The 19,949-nt window shown below is 72.1% G+C and carries 17 protein-coding genes; 9 read left to right on the top strand and 8 right to left on the bottom strand.

The annotated features are described in order from the left end of the window. Positions 1-61: 61 nt before the first annotated feature. Positions 62-808, bottom strand: coding sequence for a PDZ domain-containing protein (locus tag OHS82_RS11285; protein ID WP_057575851.1), 747 nt, complete (start codon positions 806-808; stop codon positions 62-64). Positions 809-1,061: 253 nt separating this feature from the next. Further along, positions 1,062-1,934, bottom strand: a complete 873-nt coding sequence (locus OHS82_RS11290; protein ID WP_057575850.1) for a LysR family transcriptional regulator — start codon at positions 1,932-1,934, stop codon at positions 1,062-1,064. A gap of 94 nt (positions 1,935-2,028) precedes the next feature. Between OHS82_RS11290 and OHS82_RS11295 the strand changes: the two genes are divergently transcribed. Further along, positions 2,029-2,748 (top strand): CTP synthase C-terminal region-related (seleno)protein, encoded by a 720-nt coding sequence (locus OHS82_RS11295; protein ID WP_328433805.1) that lies wholly within the window; start codon positions 2,029-2,031, stop codon positions 2,746-2,748. A 1-nt stretch (position 2,749) separates the two neighbouring features. Here the strand turns inward: OHS82_RS11295 and cyc2 are convergent, their stop codons facing one another. The 4 genes from cyc2 to OHS82_RS11315 all read right to left on the bottom strand — a co-directional run bounded on the left by cyc2 (position 2,750) and on the right by OHS82_RS11315 (position 9,608). Further along, positions 2,750-4,921, bottom strand: coding sequence for a germacradienol/geosmin synthase Cyc2 (gene cyc2, locus OHS82_RS11300; protein ID WP_057575846.1), 2,172 nt, complete (start codon positions 4,919-4,921; stop codon positions 2,750-2,752). 222 nt (positions 4,922-5,143) lie between these two features. Next, positions 5,144-6,364, bottom strand: coding sequence for a damage-control phosphatase ARMT1 family protein (locus OHS82_RS11305; protein ID WP_057575844.1), 1,221 nt, complete (start codon positions 6,362-6,364; stop codon positions 5,144-5,146). 164 nt (positions 6,365-6,528) lie between these two features. Continuing rightward, a complete protein-coding gene (locus OHS82_RS11310) occupies positions 6,529-7,179 on the bottom strand; it encodes a ScbR family autoregulator-binding transcription factor (RefSeq protein ID WP_057575841.1) in 651 nt (216 codons plus the stop codon). A 614-nt stretch (positions 7,180-7,793) separates the two neighbouring features. Then, positions 7,794-9,608 carry a S8 family peptidase gene (locus OHS82_RS11315; protein WP_057575838.1) on the bottom strand — a complete coding sequence of 605 codons (1,815 nt, stop codon included), beginning with the start codon at positions 9,606-9,608 and terminating at the stop codon, positions 7,794-7,796. A 384-nt stretch (positions 9,609-9,992) separates the two neighbouring features. Here OHS82_RS11315 and OHS82_RS11320 point away from each other — a divergent pair, with 384 nt between their 5' ends. Further along, positions 9,993-10,937 carry a lytic polysaccharide monooxygenase gene (locus OHS82_RS11320; RefSeq protein WP_057575836.1) on the top strand — a complete coding sequence of 315 codons (945 nt, stop codon included), beginning with the start codon at positions 9,993-9,995 and terminating at the stop codon, positions 10,935-10,937. Positions 10,938-10,985: 48 nt separating this feature from the next. Here the strand turns inward: OHS82_RS11320 and OHS82_RS11325 are convergent, their stop codons facing one another. Continuing rightward, positions 10,986-11,627, bottom strand: coding sequence for a hypothetical protein (locus OHS82_RS11325; RefSeq protein WP_057575834.1), 642 nt, complete (start codon positions 11,625-11,627; stop codon positions 10,986-10,988). Between the two features lie 683 nt (positions 11,628-12,310). Between OHS82_RS11325 and OHS82_RS11330 the strand changes: the two genes are divergently transcribed. From OHS82_RS11330 to OHS82_RS11360, 7 genes are all read left to right on the top strand, one after another. Further along, positions 12,311-12,976, top strand: coding sequence for a DUF6230 family protein (locus tag OHS82_RS11330; protein ID WP_057575832.1), 666 nt, complete (start codon positions 12,311-12,313; stop codon positions 12,974-12,976). Then, positions 12,976-13,437 carry a DUF6114 domain-containing protein gene (locus tag OHS82_RS11335; RefSeq protein WP_057575830.1) on the top strand — a complete coding sequence of 154 codons (462 nt, stop codon included), beginning with the start codon at positions 12,976-12,978 and terminating at the stop codon, positions 13,435-13,437. The genes OHS82_RS11330 and OHS82_RS11335 overlap by 1 nt, the downstream gene beginning before the upstream one ends. Before the next feature lie 720 nt (positions 13,438-14,157). After that, complete coding sequence (locus tag OHS82_RS11340) at positions 14,158-15,171, top strand: substrate-binding domain-containing protein (RefSeq protein WP_057575828.1); 1,014 nt, start codon at positions 14,158-14,160, stop codon at positions 15,169-15,171. Positions 15,172-15,218: 47 nt separating this feature from the next. Beyond that, positions 15,219-18,062, top strand: coding sequence for a nitrate- and nitrite sensing domain-containing protein (locus tag OHS82_RS11345; protein WP_328433806.1), 2,844 nt, complete (start codon positions 15,219-15,221; stop codon positions 18,060-18,062). Between the two features lie 11 nt (positions 18,063-18,073). Further along, positions 18,074-18,508, top strand: coding sequence for a roadblock/LC7 domain-containing protein (locus OHS82_RS11350; protein ID WP_206779589.1), 435 nt, complete (start codon positions 18,074-18,076; stop codon positions 18,506-18,508). A 1-nt stretch (position 18,509) separates the two neighbouring features. Further along, the gene (locus tag OHS82_RS11355; RefSeq protein ID WP_266726060.1) at positions 18,510-18,872 is read left to right on the top strand and encodes a DUF742 domain-containing protein; all 363 of its coding nucleotides are present in this window, start codon (positions 18,510-18,512) and stop codon (positions 18,870-18,872) included. Next, on the top strand, positions 18,859-19,464 hold the full coding sequence (locus tag OHS82_RS11360) for a GTP-binding protein (RefSeq protein ID WP_057575822.1): 606 nt from the start codon (positions 18,859-18,861) through the stop codon (positions 19,462-19,464). The genes OHS82_RS11355 and OHS82_RS11360 overlap by 14 nt, the downstream gene beginning before the upstream one ends. 24 nt (positions 19,465-19,488) lie before the next feature. Here OHS82_RS11360 and OHS82_RS11365 read toward each other — a convergent pair whose 3' ends face one another. Next, entirely contained in the window at positions 19,489-19,905 is a 417-nt protein-coding gene (locus OHS82_RS11365) for an ankyrin repeat domain-containing protein (RefSeq protein ID WP_057575820.1), read from the bottom strand. Positions 19,906-19,949 lie beyond the last annotated feature (44 nt).

Below are 19,949 nucleotides of genomic sequence, written 5' to 3' on the forward strand. Positions count from 1 at the left end.
GACCGTACCCGCGCGGGGCGCGTCGACGGCCCGCGGGCCCTGACGGCCGTCCAGGGCCGCCTCAGGTGACGATCCCGGGGACGACCGTCACCTTCCGGTGCCCGCCGTCGCCGCGATGGCGGACCGTCACCTCGACCTGAGCTCCGGGGCGCGCCCGGTCGACCGCGCGGGCGAGGTCGGTCGCCGAGCCGATCTCGGCGCCGCCGAACGTCAGCAGGACGTCGCCGCGGACCAGACCGGCCGTGAATGCGGGACCGGGGACGTGGACGGCGACGATCTCGGCGCCCGTCCTTCCGGCGTCCACAGCCTCGAGCCCCAGGCTCGCCTCGGCGGCGCGCGACGACGCCCCGGCCCCGGCGTACGCCCCGGCGCCTGCGGACGCGCCGGACCGGCCCTGCGTCGGCGCTCCGCCCGGCCCGGACCGCGTCGCCGTTCCCCCGTCCCGCGCACGGCCCGGCGCCTGCGGCCGACCCGACGGCCCCACCGGCACCTTCGCCCCCACCGACCCCACCGGCCCGGTCTGCTCCTCCGGCCCGGTCTGCTCCTCCGGCCCTGCCCGTCCTCCTGGCTCCGCCTGCCGCTGCAGCTCGGCCAGCCTGCTCATGCCGATCACGGTCGCCCCCACGGTGCCCAGGCCGACGCCGGACAGGACGAGGACCGTGCCGGCGAACAGGCCTGCCACCAGGGTCGCCAGGCCTCGTCGGCGGCGGCGTGCGGTGTGCGGACGGTGGCCCGGGCCGCTCGGCAGGGCGGCGCCGTCGGGGTCCTGGCCCGGCAGGGGCTTGGGACGCAACGCTGTCTGTTCCATGGATCGCCTCCGGCTGGTGCTCTACCCGGCGCACCCGGGTGCCACGAGCCACGAACGAGTGAGACTGACCCGGGTGCAAAGGAGGTACAAACGCCCCGCGCACGGCGCACGGCACGCGTGCGCGTCAGGCGTCACGCGGCATGCGCGCAGATGGCGCGCGAACCCGCCCCCACGACGCCGTCCGTGGCCTTTGCGCCTCGCGCGCGGGGACGGCGCGAACGCGGCCCTCGGACGACGTCCAGGGCTTCTGCGCTCACGCGCGCGTGGCCAGCGCCTCCATCACAGCGCGGGCCGCGCCGCCGGGCGGCGCAGCGGCGTGCACGATCTCGACCCGGTGCACGACCCGCGGCTCGACGACCGGGACGGCGACCGCCCCCGGGACTCCCGCGGCGACCGAGCGGGGCAGCAGGGTCAGGCCGTGGCCGGCCGCGGCGAGGGCGGTCAGCAGCCTGACGTCGCAGCCGTCGTACCGCAGGGCGGCACGGAAGCCGTGACCGCCGCCGGCCGCGGCACGCAGCTGGGGCAGCGGCAGACCGGCGTCGGGTGCGTCCAGCCAGCGCGCGTCGACGAGGTCGCCGAGACGCAGACCGCTGCGGCGGGCGAGCGGATGAGCGGCGGGCAGCAGGACGCTGACGGGCTCCTCACCGACGCCTCGCGCGGTCAGCGGCGCCACGTCGGGCAGCCGCAGCGGGTCGCTGGGCGCGGCCAGGCCGTCGACGAGCCCCAGGTCGGCGGTGCCCTCGGCGACGGCGGCGACGACGTGGTCACGGCCTAGCACGCGCAGCGTCACTCCGGCGGCCGGGAGCGCGGCGAGGGCGGCGGGGCCCAGCGCGGTGGGCGAGACGGCCAGCGTCAGCCCGTGGGAGGGCGCGACGGCGAGCCGGACGACGTCCGCGCGGGCGGCGGCGAGACGCAGCAGCAGCGGTGCCGCGTGCTCGAGGAGACGGTCGCCGGCCGGCGTGGGGGCGACCGGGCGGCGGGTGAGCAGCGGCGATCCGAGGTCCTGTTCGAGGGCCGCGATGTGCTGGGAGACGGCGGACTGGGTGTAGCCGAGTTCCCGTGCGGCGTCGGAGAAGGAGGCGAGCCGGGCGACGGTGACGAAGGTGCGCAGGAGGTGCGGGTCCATGCGTCCAGGATCCATGGACGCATCAGTTCTGCTTATCGACTGTGCAGTAATCATCGTTGGACGTGAACCGGCGGGCGCGCCCAGGATGAGGCGCATGACCGGCATCGCAGCTCAGACCGCTCGGGTCGCCCTGGTGGGCGACCGCTCCTCCAACGTCGTGTCCCACACGCGGATACCGCTTCTGCTGGACGCCCTGGCCGCCCGGGACCGGCTGGTCCTCGACGCCTACTGGATCCCCTCGGAGGAGGCGCAGGCCGAGCACGCGGTGCGGGGCTTCGACGCGGTGTGGGTGGTCCCGGGCAGCCCCTACCGGAGCGAGGCGGGCGTCCTGTCGGCGATCCGCACGGCGCGCGAGGAGGGCATCCCGTTCCTCGGCACCTGCGGCGGCTTCCAGCACGCGCTCCTGGAATACGCCCGCACGGTCTGCGGGCTGTCGCGCGCGGCGCACGCCGAGAACGATCCCGACGCCGACGACCCGCTCATCGAGCCGCTGGCCTGCTCCCTGGTGGGCCACGAGGGGACGGTGGCGCTCGAGCCGGGCTCGCTCGCCCACACGGTGATCGGCTCGGAGCGCACGGTGGAGCGCTACTTCTGCGCGTACGGGCCGTCCCGTCATCTGGACGTCCTGCGCGCCCACGGCCTGCGTTTCACCGGCCACGACGAGCAGGGCCGGCCCCGGGTCGCCGAGGTTGCGGACCATCCCTTCTTCCTGGCCTCCCTCTTCCAGCCGGAGCTGTCCGGCGACGGCTCGCGCCCGCACCCGGTCGTGCGGGCGCTGGCCCGGGCCGCGGTCGGGCACGCGGCCCGGCGGTGAGTCAGGAGACCGAGAACTGCGGGAGCGGCGAGGGCGGCGCGAGGTCGGGCAGGAAGCCGTGGGTGCGGCGGGCCAGGTATCCGGCCTTGTACCGGTCGACCTCGCGATGCCAGTTCAGGATGCCCGCCAGCCAGTTCTGCAGGTCGATCACATAGTCCCCCATCGCCGAACGGGCTTGTGAGGAGAGGCCGAAGTCATCGCACAGGACGGGCAGTTCGTGCGCGACGATGTGCTCGAACTGCTGCATGCGCCGGGTCATGAGGTCATGGACGACGCCGAGCGCGGCCGGGTAGTCACAGCCGAAGAAGTTCTGCACGACGAGGATCGCGTTGTGCACCTCGCCCTCGTACTCGATCTCCTTCTGGTACGAGAAGACGTCGTTGGTGAGGCATGCGTAGTCCATCGCCGCGTTCTCCAGCGCGCGTACGACCCCGCTGCGGTAGACCTCCGGCGGGACGGCGGGACCCTGGCCCATGCGGCACATGCTCAGGGTGAGCTCGGAGCCGAAGGTGGCGCGGCGCATCTCCAGGTAGTCGACCGGGTCCGGAACACGGTTCTGCAGCTGGTTGGACAGCTCCCACAGCCAGCCCTCGGTCATGGCGTCGACCGCGTCGCGCAGGGTGCGCCGCCGGCCCGGGGTCATGTCGCGGGTGGTGCGCGCCCAGAGGTCGATCAGGCCGCGTTCCATCGCGTCGACGGGCACGACCGGGACGGGCTCGCCGTCGACGGGCATGCAGGCCGACAGGCGGGCCGTGGTGAGGCGGGCGGCCGCGAGGTCACGACGGTTGCCGAAGACGAGCGGGTAGTAGTCGTCGCCGTAGGTGCCCCAGGCGAGCCACTGGGAGCTGAGGTCGAGCGCCTCCGCGGTGGCGTCCGGGTCGAGGCCTGCCGAGCACAGGGCGAGGTCGCAGGAGGCGAGCTTGTCCTCGTCCCAGACGCCCTCCTCCAGAATGCCCGTCCGGTGCGCCCACGCCACCAGGCGCGGGCGGCAGGCGTCCAGGTGCGGGCTGAGGTCGACCGCGAACGGCATGTGGAAGTCGGGCAGTTGCGAGGGGCCGACCTTCTGGAAGGGCACGTGCGTGTAGGCGCGCAGGCGTTCGGCGGCGGCGGAGGCCAGCAGCGCGCCGATGTCGGCGGCCGAGGTGCCGGGGCCGGTCAGCTTCTGCCAGGGGGCGGGGGACGAGGCTCCCTCGTTCATGTAGCGGCTGGAGCGCATGTGCCATTCGTGCCCGCCGGACTGCCAGTCCTGCAGACCCTTGGTGTAGGCGGCGACGGCGGCCACCTCGTCAGGACCGAGCCGCTTCTCCAGGGCGAGCGCGGGGACTTCGGTGAACGCGGTGTGCTCGAACTGGTGGAGCCGGGAGGTGAGGATGTCGTTGACGGTGTCGGCGGCCTCCTGGGTGGTGCAGCCGAAGAACGTCTCCAGCACGAGCACGCCGTTGCTGTTCTCGCCCTCGTCCTCGACCTCGCGCTGGTAGGAGAACAGGTCGTTGCGCAGGTGCACGGCGTCCGAGAACGTCTCCATCAGCACCCGTAGCGGCCTGGTCCCGGCGACGGTGGCGGGGACCTCGGCGGCGGCGTACTCCACGAGCCCCGCCGACCAGGGCGCTCCGCCCACCTTGCGGCGCATCTCGATGTACTCGACGGGGTTGGCGATCCGCCCCTCGTTGATGTTGGACAGCTCCCACATCGACTCGTTGAGCAGGTGCTCCGTGGCCACGGAGAAGCGCCGGCGCCAGTCCTGCGACATGGCCGGCACCGTGCGCGCCCACAGGTCCTTCAGCCCGGCCTCCACCGGGTTGCGCGGCTCGGGAACGGGCGTCGACAGGTCGAGCGGCATGAACAGCGGGAGCCGGTCCAGATGGGCCTTGCCGGCGGCGCGGTCCGGGGTGCGCTTGAACATGTCGAGGAAGTGGTCGTCGAAGAAGAACACCCACACGTACCAGTCGGTGATCAGCGACAGCGCGGGCCCGTCGCAGTCGGGGTGGGTGTAGGCGCAGAGCAGGCCGTAGTCGTGCGCCTCCAGGTCGGCCTGTTCCCAGATCCCGGACCCCTCCAGCATGCCCATGTCCCGCGCCCACTGTGTGGAGTGCGCCCGTGCGTCATCGACGTGCGGGTTCAGCCGCGCGGGGTGCGGCATGTAGAAGTGGGGGAGTTCGAACGGTTGCGTCATGGCCGGGCCCTACCCGGGGGTCCGAGCGGGCATCCGCCGGGCGACGGATGATCACACCATCGCGTGAATCGCCGGGAAGCGGGCAACGCGAGGGGAGCCCGCCTGCGCCGTACCCTCGCCCGCGCATCGTCTGCCGCCTCCCGCGCCCGGCCCTGCGCGCCACGGCCGGAGTTCGGGCGCGGAGTCGGGGCGCGGGAAGGATGCTAGAGGCCGTCCGTCGCCTCACCGCCGGACCTGGATCAGCGCGTGCGTGCCGCCGGTGCGCCAGCGCTGCCCCTCGGACGCGACCAGGGCGGCCTCCGTGCCGGCGTCGAGACCGGTGATGACGTCGGACTTCAGCGTGCGCAGCGCCGCGACCGGGCCGGGGAAGTACGCGGTGACGTCGGCGAAGGGGGTGGTGGGCTCCCAGCGGCTGTCGCCCACCAGCCGGCGGTAGTTGAGGTCGCCCTTCACGATCGTCAGCGTGGCCGCGGCGAACTCGGCCCGCAGGTCGTCCGGCATCCGCGCGTAGGGCAGCGGGGCGGCGGAGAACGGGTGGGCGCGGACCGTGAGCGTGCCGTCCGCCATGGCCCGCCACAGCCGGCGGCCGTGTTCGGCGGCCGCTCCCCGTGCCCCCGACAACTTCCGCACCGCGTCGACGACGTCGGCGGTCGTGGCGTCCGAGACGTAGTACGGGTACGGCTTGACGTGCAGGACGACCCGCCCGCACCGCCGGTGTTCGAGCAGGTGGGCGGCCAGGAGCAGGTCGGGCACCAGTTCCCGTCCGGCGTTGTCCGCGACGAGGCACACGGTGCCGCTGCCGAAACCGGTACCGAAACCGAAGTCCATACCGCTGTCCGCCCCGGCCTGCGGCAGGAGCTCCCAGAAGCGCTCGCTGTCGTCGGCGACGAGTCCCGGCACGGCGGCACGCTGCTCGGCCTCGGCGTCGGAGAGCCGGAAGCCGAGGTCGGCGCGGTTGCCCCAGAGGGACCCGTGCAGCAGAGCGCGGGCCTGTTCCTCGACCGGGCGGCCCTCGAGGGCGTCGAGCGCGGCCAGTTCCTCGTCGGTCTCGGGTGCCTCGAGCTCGGCCAGCTTGAACGGGCGGAACGGGTCGATGCCCTGCCACGGCCCGGGCCCGAAGTAGCCGACCGCTTCGAGGAGTCGACGGTAGAAGTAGCTCTCCGACCACAGCCACGGCACGTCGAACCAGGAACTGCCCGTGTGCTCGTCGAGGCCCCAGACACGCCACCTGTCGCGGTCGTGCGCGTCGGCGGGCAGCGGGTCGATCACGCCGTCGGTGCAGGCGGCCAGCAGTGTGTCGAGGCCTCGGTGGAGGCCGGGGCCGTAGGGGAAGGCCTCCCGCACCTGCCGGATGATCGCCGGATGCCGTTCGGCCAGGACACTGTGGGGGAACGAGCCCGGCTCGTTGCCGAGGATCACGGGCGGAGCGGCGGCGTGGGGCATACGGTTCACCGTATCGCGGAGCCGCACACCGCACCCGGCGGCCACACCCTCCGCCGCGTCCGGCAGCCCGCGATCACCCGCCCTTCACTGCCGGCAGCCCGCGACCGCGCGCCCTCACGACGGGGAGCGGGGGTGCGGGCCACCCCTCCACTGCGGCGAGGCCGTCACACTGCCGCCATGGTCTCCCGCTCGAGTCGGGCTGCGAGGCTCACATAGCGCGGGCGACGGGGTACCGGTACCAGGCCCCGGATGAGGACGTGCCACATCTCGGCCATCCGGCGGGGCAGCCGGCCGGTGGGTTCGCGGGAGCGGCCGACGACGCGGGTGCCGACGAAGAAGCAGACCAGCGAGTGGGCGACGGCGTCGAGGTCGACGTCGGCGTGGATGTCGGACTCCTTCACCGCGCCGCCGAGGCGTCGGGAGATCAGGTCCAGCAACTCCGTGAAGGGGTGCGGCAGCGGGGGCCTGACCGCGACTCCGCCGGTGGCCAGGCGCAGGCCGGCACGGGCGATCGGCCCCTCGACGGAGAGCCGTGTCAGCGCGAACGTCAGGCGCATCAGGGCTTCGAGGGAGGTTCCGCCGCGGTCGTCGATCTCGCCGGCGATCCGGCGGGCGGCCTTGGACTGCAGCTCCATGATGGCGTGGGCCAGGTCCTCCTTCGCCGCGAAGTGGAAGTAGAGGGCTCCCTTGGTGACATGGGCGTGCGCGACGATGTCACTGAGGCTGGTGGACTCGTAGCCGTACCGGTCGAACAGGTCGGCGGCAGCCGTGATGATCGTCGTGCGGGTCTGTTCGGCGCGTAACTGCCTCGCCATCGACTGGTACTCCCCCGGGCCGGTAAAGAACGGGTCATGCCGTTTTTTCTTACTCCGTGTACACCATAGCTCACCCTGCGAGTGAGCCGGCAGGGCGCGAGCGCGCGGTCGACTCCCCTTGCGCGCCCCCTACTTGCCCATGCTCAAGGGCTTCACAGGCAACAGCCTGCCACAGCGGACGCATGTGAGGCACGGTCGGGGTGACGATCAAAAAAGACGGGGTGCGCGGTTTCTGACGCTGTTTCATGGCGGCCGGGCGGGTGGAAGAGAGGGCCGACACGTGTCACCTCCATGCGGAAGGGCCGCTGTCGGGGAGAGACGTGCCCGCATCATCGGGCGTGCACCCGCTCCCGGCAACAGGCCGGAAAACGGTTGTGGACCGGGGAAAGTGCGGAAACAGAAAGTACCGCGGTAACAGAAAGTACCGCGGCAACAGACTGCAGGGCGGAAGACAGAAAGCAAGACGGAACCACAAAGCAGGGGCGGAAACAGAAAGCAAGGAGGAAACAGAAGCGAGCGGAAACAGAAGCAGGGCGGGTCGGCCGGTGTCTCACACCGGCCGACCCGCCCCTCCGTCCGTTCGTCGCCCACGGCGACGGCGGTGGAAGCCGCTTCTAGAAGGTCAGCTTCCAGCTGTTGAGCTTGCCCGTGTCCTGTGCGGCCGTGTCCTGCACGCGCAGCTTCCACGTGCCGTTGGCGGTCTCGCTGGACGCGTTCACCGTGTAGGTGGTCACGACGTCGTCCGCCGAGTCGGAGGAGCTGGCCGCCTTCAGCCGGTAGGCCGTGCCGTCGGGCGCGACGAGGTCGATCACCAGGTCACCGCGGTAGGTGTGGGTGATGTCGACGCCGACCTGAAGGGTGGACGGAGCGTTGCCCGTACGGCCGGTGACCGCGATCGAGGACTCGACGGCGGAGCCGTTGTCCGGGATCGAGAGCGCCGTCGCGTTGGAGAAGACGGTGCCCCCCGTGGAGCCGCCGCCGGAGCCGCTCACCGCCTGCACCGTCTTGGCCGCGTCGGCCAGACCCGCGCCGCAGCCGCCGGAGCAGGCGCCGGGCAGGGGACGGGCGTTGCTCTTGATGGCCGTCTCGATCTGCGCCGGGGTCAGCGAGGGGTTCGCCGACTTCATGAGCGCGACCAGGCCCGCGACGTGCGGGGTGGCCATGCTGGTGCCCTGGTAGTAGGCGTACGACTCGCTCGACGGCGTCTTCGTGCCGGAGTTCAGCGTGGAGAGGATGCCGTTCGCGGTGCCGGTGCTGGTCTGGCCGCCGGGCGCCGAGATGTCCACGAGGGAGCCGTAGTTGGAGTAGGACGCCTTGGCGCCGCTGCGGTTGGTCGCGGCGACCGAGATGACGTTGTTGCAGTTGCCCGGGTTGTGGTTCGCGACGTTGTCGCTCTCGTTGCCCGCGGCCACGACGACGGTGGTGCCGCGGTTCACGGCCCCGGTGATGGCGCTCTGGGTCGCCGAGGAGCAGGCTCCGTCGCCGCCGAGGCTCATGTTGATGACCTTGGCGACGTTGGAGTTGGCGGGAACACCGGAAACGGTTCCGCCGGACGCCCAGGTGATGGCGTCGATGATGTCGGAGTCGTAACCGCCGCACTTGCCGAGCACGCGGAGCGGGGAGATCTTGGCCCCGTAGGCGATGCCGGCGACGCCCTTGCCGTTGTTCGCGACGGCGGCGATCGTGCCGGCCACGTGCGTGCCGTGCCAGGAGGAGGTGCTGGCGGGGACGCCCGCGCCGCACTCGTCGGCGTTGTACCAGTCGCCCGGGTCGGCCGGGTTGGCGTCGCGGCCGTCGCCGTCGACGGAGACGGCGGTGTCGGAGACGAAGTCGTAGCCGCCGACGATGTTCGCGGCGAGGTCGGAGTGCGCGACGTAACCGGTGTCGATGACGGCGACGGTCACGCCGGCGCCCGTCGAAGTGCCCCAGGCGCCGGGCACGTTCATGCCGGCCGTGGTCTCGAAGAGGTCCCACTGCTTGGCGTACTCGGTGTCGTTCGGGTCGACGGCCTGGGGCTTGTTCAGGCGGTCCGGGACCACGTAGGCGACCTGCGGGTCGGCCTTGTACCGGGCGACGACGTCGGCGACGTCCGCCTTCGTGAGGTCCTCGCCCAGGTCGACCAGGGCGGCGCCGGTGCCGAGGCGGCGCTGGAAGTCGACGTCCTCGCCGGCCTCCTTGCCCTTGGCGGCGGCGTCGGCCTCGGCGGCCGGGTTCGACGTGGCCTCGGCGACGCCGGACTTGTAGCCGACGATGAGACGCTCCGCGGGGGCGCCGGGGGCGGCCTCGGTCTGCGCCGCGGGGATGCCGGAGGCCGCGGAAGCGGTTTCCTGGACAGCGACGGCCGAGGCGGTGGAGGCGGCGGTCAGCAGGGCCGCGGAGACCGCGGCGACGGATATGAGCTTCCGTCTCAAGGCAGGTGAGGTGCGCAAGAGCGTGCCTTTCGGTGGCCGGCCCCGGACAGGGCGGAGCGGCGGTCGATTCGCTTCGGCGTCGAAGCGGCAGGGGTGAATCGGCGGGGGGTGAATCGAAGAGCAGCGCAGAAGGCCGGCCGGGCGCGGGGAAGCCGATCCGCTCGGGGTCACCTGTAGTTCGGCTGTGAACGAACGATAGGCAAAGGAACAGTCATGCGGATACAGGGGAAACCCTCGACCCCGGGGACCGCTCCCCCGCGGCGCGCACGATCGGCCGGTGATCGACCGATTTGGTTCGGTGGTACAGGCCAATGGGGACCTGTGCGGGCGGGTTGAACGCCGGCGGCCGCGTTCCCGTACTGACGGCAGACCGTTCCCGCGCCGGCCGAGGAGACGTCCCCGATGCCCCGCACGACCGCACACCGCACCGCAGCGCTGGCCACCGCCGTGGCAGGGCCGCTCCTGCTGGGCCTGTGGGCCGCCGCACCGGCCCAGGCGCACGGCGCGCCGACCGACCCGGTCAGCCGGGTGTACGCCTGCTCGCCCGAGGGCGGTGCCGACGCCGGTTCCGCGGCCTGCCGGGCGGCCGTCAGGGCGGGCGGGACGTCCTTCGCCGCCTGGGACAACCTGCGCGTGGCCGATGTGAACGGCCGTGACCGGCAGACCGTCCCCGACGGGCAGTTGTGCAGCGGGGGTCTGGCCGCCTACCGGGGGCTGGACCTGGCCCGCGCCGACTGGCCGTCCACGCGGCTGAAGCCGGGGGGCACGCTGCGGATGACGTACGCCTCGACGATCGCGCACGAGGGCACGTTCAAGCTGTACCTGACCAAGCCGGGGTACGACCCGTCGAAACCGCTCACCTGGTCCGATCTGCCGGAGCGTCCGTTCGCACAGGTGAGGAACCCGGCGCTGACGAACGGCGCCTACCGTTTCACCGCGAAGCTGCCCGCCGACCGGACGGGGCGTCAGGTGCTGTACACGATCTGGCAGAACAGCAGCACGCCCGACACCTACTACTCGTGCTCGGACGTCGTGTTCCCGCAAGCGGTTACGGAAGGGAAGGCGGACAGCACGCCCGCGACCGGGGCGCCTGCCACTCCGGCGACCCGTACGGCGTCCTCGAGTCCGACGCCCACGCCCACGGCGAGCCCCGTCTCCGCAGACCCGTCGGTGTCGGCGGCCTCCGGGGCCACGCCTGCCCAGGCCGCCGCGGCGCCGGAGAGCACCCCGGTGGCCTCGGACGCGGACGGCTCCGGGCCGTCCGCGCCCATGCTGGCGGGCGGCGCCGCCACGGTGCTGGTACTCACCGGCGGCGCCGCCCTGGCCGTGCGCCTGCGTCGGCGTTGAGACTCGGGTCGCACGGCGTTCAGTGGTTCACGTCAGTGCGTCAGTGCGTCAGTTGACGTTGACGGCCTGGCCTCCGTCGGTCACCGGGGCGTACTTCGCGGTGAAGAAGCCGTTGGCGAAGCAGAGCGACGAGCCGGACGACTTGGTGAACTGCTGGTTGACGAAGGAGATGCTGTTGTCGGTGTTGCTCGCCGTGCCGGACAGGCTGGGCGCCTGGTAGACGCAGTTGATGCTGCCGAGCAGGGTGCGCAGCACGACCGTGGTCTGGATGACGGAGCCGGACGCCGGGGTCACGGTGACGGTGCCGTCGGAGGACACGCTGCTGGTGTAGGGCAGCGCGTTGACCGTGATGCTGGTGACGCCGAGCACGCCGAACACGTTGGTGGTGCAGCTGCCGAACGTGTGCGCGCTGAGCGCCTCGGTGGCGGTGCCGGGCGCGGTGGGGTTGTCGGTGACGGTGGCGGTGAACCCGGACGCGGCACAGGACAGTCCGCTGGTGCCGGTCGCGCTGGAGTAGAGGGTGGCGGCCGTGCCGCTGGCCAGGGAGGCGTTGAGGACGTCGCCGACGGCGACGTCGCCGGACGGCGTCGTCAGCACGGCGCCCGCGGCGGAGGCCGGGGTGACGGCCGTGAGGGAGAGCGCGGCGACGGTTCCGGCGAGGGCGAGGAGGGAGCGGGAGCGGGTGCGCATTCGAGTGCCTCTTTCGGAAGTGGGGCTGTACTGGGGGAGTTGCTCGGTGGGTGTGAACCGGCGTGTCGCTGGTGACGACGTGGGGGGATGCCGGGAGGCGTCCACCGCTGCCGGCCCGTGACGCCTTCTCCGTACGCGACGGACCGGCAACGGCAGGCGGCCGGTGACCGTCCGGAGGTCACTGGTGAGTGGCTCCGCACGGGCCGGGCGGGAGAGGGCCGCCGGTCGCGGACCGCTGGGGGAAGCGGCCGTGCCGGCGGCCATGAAGGGATCGAGCGCGGGACCGAAGGCCCGTACTGGCTGAAATGAGTCCGGGAGCGCGAACGAGATCGTCGCGCTGCGGATCCGGCGCCACGGATCCGGGCTGGGCCAGGGCAGTTGTAGACCTGATGGTCAGTCAACGTCAAGACCATGACTCAAAGTTGAGGTCCGACGGAGGTATACGAAAGCCACCGTGCGATGCACCTGGTCGAGGGATGGCACATAATGAACACTCTTTTTCCACATCTCCCTTGACCCGTCGATGTAACCATCGGTAACTTCCTCGAAGGCTACTGCTGCGTAACGAGAAAGCCCTTGCGGCTTCCGGGAGTTGCGAGGAGGCGTGCGCAGCAGCCGCTGTCCGCGCCAGGACAACGTGCCGCTGAAGCCCAACCTGCACGACTTAGCGCATGGGAGCAGAAATGGCCTCGTCCCCGGACGTCAGTTCGTCCGCCGACAACACCCCCGAGAACCCCGAAAGCGGTTCCGTAGAGAGACGCGGCCGGGTCCGGCTGCGCCGGGCCGCCGTCATGGCGGTGCCCGCCACCTTCGTCGCCGCGGGGCTCGCGGTCCTCACCGCTCAGGGCGCCCTGGGTGTGCAGTTCGCGATCTCCGGGATGCCGTTCGTGGTGACCGCCGACCGACTCGACGGTGAGGGTTTCGCGCAGTTCGGCGCACTCGACAACATGATCGAGAACAGCCCCAACCAGGGTGACACCGGTGGCCAGGTCCTGGTCATCACCTCGGTCGTGAAGAACGGCAAGATCACCAACATGTGCCAGAGCGTCGACCTCGGCGGCATCCAGCTCGTCCTCCGGGCCGGCGGGGGCTCCACGCCGGTGAGCGTGAAGAACCTGGCCATCGACTCCGACGAGGTCTCGGGTGACGCCGAGATGACCAACATCGAGATCGGCCGCGACTCGAGCACCTTCGACAAGGTCCCGATCCAGGGTCCCGCGGGCGTCTACGGCCAGCAGGCCGACACGGTCGTCATCAAGAACCTGTACCAGCACAACTACGCGGCCACCGCCGCCGTCTTCAAGCTTCCCGGACTGAAGATGAGCTTCTCCGGCGAGGGCTGTAAGTAATGACCTTCACCCAGTGGCGGGACCGCTTCCGCGCATGGAGAGGCCGGCGGCCCTTCGCGGGCGGCCTGATGCTCGTCCTGGGCGGCGCCGAGATCCTGGTGACCATGAAGGCTCCGCTTCCGGTCATCCTGCACGTCGGCATGCAGGGTCTGGCGGGTTACCTCCTGCCCACCCTGATGGTGCTCTGCGGCCTGCTGATCCTGTTCAACCCGGCTCAGCGGCTGTTCTACTCGATCATCGCCATCCTGCTCTCTCTGGGCACCTGGCTCACCTCCAACATCGGCGGCTTCGTCGTGGGCCTGCTGCTGGGCGTCCTCGGCAGTTCGGTGGCCTTCGGATGGCTGCCCGACCAGGAGCCTCGCGTGAGCCGCCGCAAGCGGCGCGAGGAGAAGCAGGGTCCGTCGACGACGGAGACGTTTGTGAAGAGCGGACCGCTGCCCGACGCGGGCAAGACCGCCTGACGACGGCCGCACCTCACCTCACCGGCGGGGCCGGGACGACCTGCGCACAGCAGGCCGCCTCCGGCCCCGCCGGTCGTGCGCCGAACCCGCCGGTCGTGCGGCGTCTCTGGGGCCCATGCCGACGCCGTCCCGGCCGCCGCTCCCCCGCACCCGGACGCTGCACCCGGACTCGGCGGTCAGCAGTCAGCAGTCAGCAGTCAGCAGTCAGCAGTCAGCACCGAGAACTCCGCACCGCGCACCAGGTATCGGGCCGCAGCATGACGGGGCACGGCGCATCCGGCGGCCCGCCGGGGCGGCGCGGTTCTCCCGCACCCGACCCGGTCACCCCGGCCGGCGACCCGCGCGGATCGACCATCGGCGGTCCCTGCCAGGAAGGCGCGAGGCGGCTCGAAGGGCGGGAAACCGCGCGGAAGGAGATCACGCCTGCCCAGGGCGCGTGATGTGCGGGGCGGCGGGACGGGCGGCGCTCGGGAACGGATTCCGCCTGGACTGACCAACGGTCAACCCACCTGCGCACTTACGCCCGGACACCCCGGCCCACCGCGTTCCGGATCACAATGCGGCAGCGGCTGTTCACACCTGGTGGGTGCTCACTTGACTACCAGTGGTCACACACGGTTGGCTCCGAGCCAACGCATGTCCTCCGCCGGTGCAACCCCTGCGTTCCGGCGGCGCTCGCCCCGTCCTCCTGCTCTGCCGCACAGCGAGGTGCAGCCCCCCATGAACACTCCCGTTCCCGCTCCCGTCGTTCCGTGTCCCCGCGGATCCCTGCGTCTGGCCGCCCTCGCCGCGGCCTGCTGCCTCCTGCTCGCCGGCTGCACCGGCGCCGCGTCGTCCGGCTCGGACGCGGAGGGGGCGAACGGCACGGGCGGCCGGATCAAGGTCGCCCTGGTCACCCACGGCGGCGAGAAGGACGCCTTCTGGGAACTGGTGCGCAAGGGCGCGCAGGCGGCGGCCGCCAAGGACGGCATCGACCTGACCTACGCCAGCGACTCCGACCCCGCCGGACAGGCCGAACTGGTGCGGGACGCGATCCGCGACCACGTCGACGGCATAGCGGTGACCCTGGCCAAGCCGCAGGCCATGAGGAGTCCGGTGGCCGAGGCCAAGGCGGCCGGCATCCCCGTCGTCGGCTTCAACTCCGGCATCGACGCCTGGCGTTCGCTGGGACTCCTGGAGTACTTCGGCCAGGACGAGAGCGTCGCGGGCCGCGCCGTCGGCGAGAAGCTCGACGCTCTGCGCGTCAGACACGCCCTGTGCGTCATCCACGAGCAGGGCAACGTCGCGCTGGAGGCGCGCTGCGCGGGCGTGAAGAAGACCTTCGACGGCGAGACCCGGATGCTCTACGTCGACGGGACGGACATGGACGCCATGACCGCCGCACTGACGACCCGGCTGCGGCAGGACCCCGACATCGACGAAGTCATCACCCTCGGCGCGCAGTTCGCGCTCGCCGCGGTGCAGGCGGCCGGCAAGGCCGACAGCAAGGCCGAGGTCGCCACCTTCGACCTCGACAAGGACCTGGTCACCGCGGTCCGCGACGGCCGCGTGCAGTTCGCGGTGGACCAACAGCCCTACCTGCAGGGGTATCTGGCCGTGGACGCCCTGTGGCTCCACAAGACCAACGGCAACGTCAGCGGCGGCGGCGTCGCGCCCGTGCTGACGGGGCCGGCCTTCGTCACGAAGACCAACGTCTCCGACGTCGCCCGCCTGGCCACCGCCGGAACCCGCTGACCCGTCTTCGACCGCCCCCCTCCCCCGCTGATCGCCCTAGGACGACTATGTCTCCACGGACAGGTGCCCGGCGCCGCCGTCTCGGCTCCATACGTCTCTCGTTGTTCCTCCTCGCGCTGGTGCCCAGCGTCACCCTGGCCGCCATGTGGGGTGTGACGACGACGCAGATGTTCTCGGAGGGACTGCGGCTGCGCGAGCAGACCGAACTCAGTCGCTCCACCGGCGCCATGGGCACCGAGGCGACGCTCGCGCTGCAGCAGGAACGCAGTCTGTCTGCCGTGTGGCTGGCCTCGGGGCCGGCCGGCTCCCGGGCCGCGCTGGAGGCGCAGCGCGTGAAGACGGACGCGGCGGTCGCCAAACTGGTCGCCCGCGCGGACGACATCCAGCGGGCGCCGGCCCGCGTCCGGGACCGGCTTTACTCGGTCGTCGCCTCCGTGGGCAGTCTCGAGTACTACCGTGGTCAGGTGGACGCCCCGGTCGACATCACCGCCGCGCAGGCACTGGACCAGTACACCTCGATCATCGACGGCCAGATCCACGCCTTCCAGGAGCTGTCCCAGGTCGACGACGGCGATCTCACCTCGGAGGCCGGACCGCTCGTCGCTCTTGAGCACGCGGCCGAGCTGGTCTCCGAGGAGGACCTCAACCTGACGCTGGCCGGGCCCGCGGGACGGATGGACGACAAGGCGTGGGCCGAGTTCGCGCAGTTGGTGAACAGCCGGCGCTGGCTCGTGCAGGACCAGATCGTGCCCTCGCTGACCGGCGCCGCGAAGACGCAGACCGAAGAGATCCTGACGAGTTACCAGTGGCAGACCCTGGAGGCCGTCGAGGACAAGGTGCTCTCGGCCCGGGCCCGGCAGAGCGAGAACGGCGACATCGCGCTGCCGGACGTGCAGAAGGAATGGCGCGCCGCCCTCATCGACGTCTCCGCCCAGTACGAGAAGCTGATCCGGCAGCAGACCGCGCACCTGCTGCAGCGCAGCGCGGACGAAGCGCGCGGACTGCTGATCACGGCCGCCTCGCTGAGCGCCGGCGGTCTCGTCGCCCTGCTGGTGTGCGTCGGCATGTCCTGGCGGATAACCCGCTCGCTCTCCCGGCGGCTGCGCGGACTGCGCATCGCCACGCTGGGACTCGCGCACGAGCGGCTCCCGGACGTGGTGGCCCGGCTGGATCGCGGGGAGACCGTCGACGTGGACGCGGAGACTCCTCCGCTGGACTACGGCGGCGACGAACTCGGTCAGGTGGCGCAGGCGTTCAACACGGCGCAGCGCACGGCCGTGCTCACCGCGGTGGAACTCGCCGACACCCGGCGCGGCTTCGAGAAGGTCATCCTCGGCATCGCCCGGCAGAGCCAGAACCTGGTCAACCTCCAGCTCAGCAAACTCGACGCGTTGGAACGCCGGCACCAGGACCCGGACGTCCTCGCCGGTCTGTACGAACTGGACTCCACGGCAAGCCAGTTGCGCCGCTACGAGGAGAACCTCGTCATCATCAGCGGTGGCCGTCCCGGACGCAGCTGGTCGGAGCCGGTGGCCCTGGTCGACATCCTGCGCAGCGCCGTCGGGGAGGTCGCCGAGTACCAGCGGGTGGAGGTGCACACGGAGGAGGAGGTGTGCATCGCGCCGCCGGCCGTGGCGGACGTGATCCATCTGCTCGCCGAACTCATCGACAACGCGACCTCGTACTCGCCGGCGCCCGGGCCGGTCGGGGTGCGGGCCACCCTGGTCGCCAAGGGGCTCGCGATCGAGGTCGAGGACCGCGGCCTCGGCATGTCCGAGGAGGACTATGCGTCGTTCAACGCCCAGCTGGCGGTCCCTCCCCAGTTCGACGTGGTGGCGCTCGCCGACGACCTGCGGCTGGGCATGTTCGTGATCGCCCGGCTGGCGACGCGGCACGGCATCGGCGTGACCCTGCGCTCCTCGCCGTACGGCGGCACCACCGCGATCGTGCTGCTGCCGCACGAGGTCGTGGTCCGTGAGTCCCCGGACGGCGAGGACCCGGATGCCGGTATCTCCCGCACGGCGACGCCCGCCGGACCCGCTGCCGAGGCCGGCGTCGGCAGCGGCGTCGGCCAGGGGGCGTCCGACGTCCCGCCTCCCGGGCACGGCGCGCCGGACGGGGCGCGGAAGGGGCGTGACAGCGCGCGGGAGGCCGGCGGCGAGGCGGCGCAGGAGTCCCCCGGCGCGGCGACCGAGGCCGCCCGCACGGCGCACGGCGACTCCGGTGCGCCGCAGGAGGGCGGCGAGGGCGCGTCTTGCGGCCCCGACCGCGCCCGGCACCCGGCACCGGAGCGCGGCGGCCACGGCGGCGACCGGGACCGCAACGCCCCGGGCCGGACCCAGGAGCCGGGCAGGGACGAGGACCCGGGCCGGGCCGAAGAACTCGGCAAGGACGACGGCCCGGGCAGGGACGAGGACCCGGGCAAGGACGACGGCCGGCCCGAACGCCGGACCTCGTCCTCCCTCCCGGTCCGCAAGACCTCCGTCCCGCCACACGAGTCGTCCCCGCTCCCGGTCCGCAGCACCTCCGCCCCGGCGCACGAGTCGTCCTCCCCGGCGGTGGGCGTGCCCGTGGGGGCCGGCTCCGGCCCCGGCGGCCTCACCCCGCTGCCGCGCCGGGTCCCGCAGACCAGCCTCGCCGGTGAACTGCGCGAGGATCCCTCGTCCGCCGGAGCCGTCGAGGACGACCGTGTCCTGGACGACTTCACCGCCGAGCGGGCCGCGTCGTCCCTCGCCGGATTCCAGCGCGGCACGCTGCGGGCACACGCCGACGCCGACGCCGACGAGCCGCCGTCCGACCCCCCGGAGACGACCGCCGAGGAGGCCCCCGGCCCGCCGGTCACCGCCGCGGGCGCCGCCAAGACCCCGACACCGCCCGCCGACCGCTCATGAAGGACACCGCGATGACACCCTCCCTCCCCGGCACGAACACCCAGCTCGACCAGTTGCTCACCGGTCTCGTGGACCGCGTCGCCGACGTCAACCAGGCCGTGGTCCTCTCCGAGGACGGACTGGTCGTCAGCAAGTCCACCGGCTTCCTGCGCGAGGACGCCGAACGGCTGGCGGCGACGGCGTCCGGGCTGATGAGCCTCAGCAAGGGCGTCAGCATGGACTTCCGGGGCGGCCCGGTGCGCCAGGCCCTCATCGAGATGGCCCACACCTACCTGATCCTGACCTCGGCCGGTCCGGGCGCCCATCTCGTCGTGCTGGCCGGCAAGAACGCGGACGTCGGCGTGGTGGCGTACCAGATGAACATGCTGGTGAAGAAGATCGGCGAGCACCTCAGCGCGGCGCCGCGGGCCCATGTCGGTCCCGCCGTGCGCACCCACGGCGGGTGAGGTGAGCGGAGGCGACGAAGCGGGCCGGCTCGTCCGACCGTTCGCCCTGACCGGTGGACGGACCCGGCCCAGCCGCGCCGACTTCACGCTCATCACGACGGTCACCGCGGTGCAGCCGCCGCCCGCCCGGGTGGCGCGGCCGCAGCCGGAGTACGCCCGGATCCTGCGGCTGTGCGCCCGGCCCGTCGCCGTGGCGGAACTGGCGGCCCATCTCGACCTGCCGGTGAGCGTGGTCGTCATCATGCTCTGCGACCTGCTGGAGGCCGGCCTGATCACGGCCCGGCCGCCCCGCTCGGTCACCGGCTCCGCGGACCTGGACCTGGACCTGCTGCAGAAAGTGAGGGACGGCCTTGGCCGGATCTGACGGCGCCGCTCCCGCCACCGGGTCGGCGGCGGCGCCCGACACCGTGAAGATCCTCGTCGCCGGTGGTTTCGGCGTCGGCAAGACCACCATGGTCGGGGCGGTCAGCGAGATCGCGCCGCTGCGCACGGAGGAGCCGCTGACGGTCGCCGGGCTGGACGTCGACGATCTGAAGGGCATCGAGGCCAAACGGTCCACCACCGTGGCCCTCGACTTCGGGCGGATCACCATGGGCGAGGACCTGGTGCTGTACCTCTTCGGCACGCCGGGCCAGCAACGTTTCTGGTTCATGTGGAACGACCTGGCGATCGGTGCGCTCGGGGCGGTGGTCCTCATCGACGTGCGCCGGCCCGAGTGCAGTTTCGCCGCCGTCGACTTCTTCGAACGCCGGGGCATCCCGTTCGTCATCGCGGTGAACGGCTTCCACGGGCTGCACCCCTATCCCACGCAGGACATCAGGGAGTCACTCGCGCTGCCGGCGCACGTTCCGGTGCTGCTCTGCGACGCGCGCGAGCGGGACTCCTGCCGGGAGGTGCTGATCGCGCTGATCGACCATCTGATCGACGACGTCACCGCCTCGGCTCGGCGGGGTTAGCGCCTCTCGTCCGCGTCAGCGCGTTCAGCGGGCTCCGGCCTCGCGCAGTACGGCGATCGTCTCCGGGTGGGGCCCCGCGGTCGCCCACTGGAGGGGCGTCAGGCCCGTGCCGTGGTCCTCGCGGAGGCCGGGATCGGCGCCGTGGGCGAGGAGGACGCGGACGGTGTCGACGTAACCCCAACAGGCCGCCGCGCACAGGGGAGTTCCCTCGGCGCCGAGTCCTGCGCTCTCGGCGTCGGGCGGCGCTCCGGCCTCCAGCAGTCTGCGGGCCGTGTCGGCTCGGCCCTGAACGCAGGCCGCGTACAACGGAGTCGTCCCCTCGGCGTCGGCCGCCGCAGGGTCGGCGCCGGCTTCGAGCAACCGGTCGACGCTCTTGCCGTCCTCGAAGCGGGCCGCCCGGATCAGACGCGCCGTCAGTTTCTTCTGCCGTCTCCTGTTCACAGGTGAGGACCCTAGTCCGGCGCGGTGCGGACGTCGCCGGCATT

Source organism: Streptomyces sp. NBC_00425, from assembly GCF_036030735.1.
Taxonomy (GTDB): domain Bacteria; phylum Actinomycetota; class Actinomycetes; order Streptomycetales; family Streptomycetaceae; genus Streptomyces.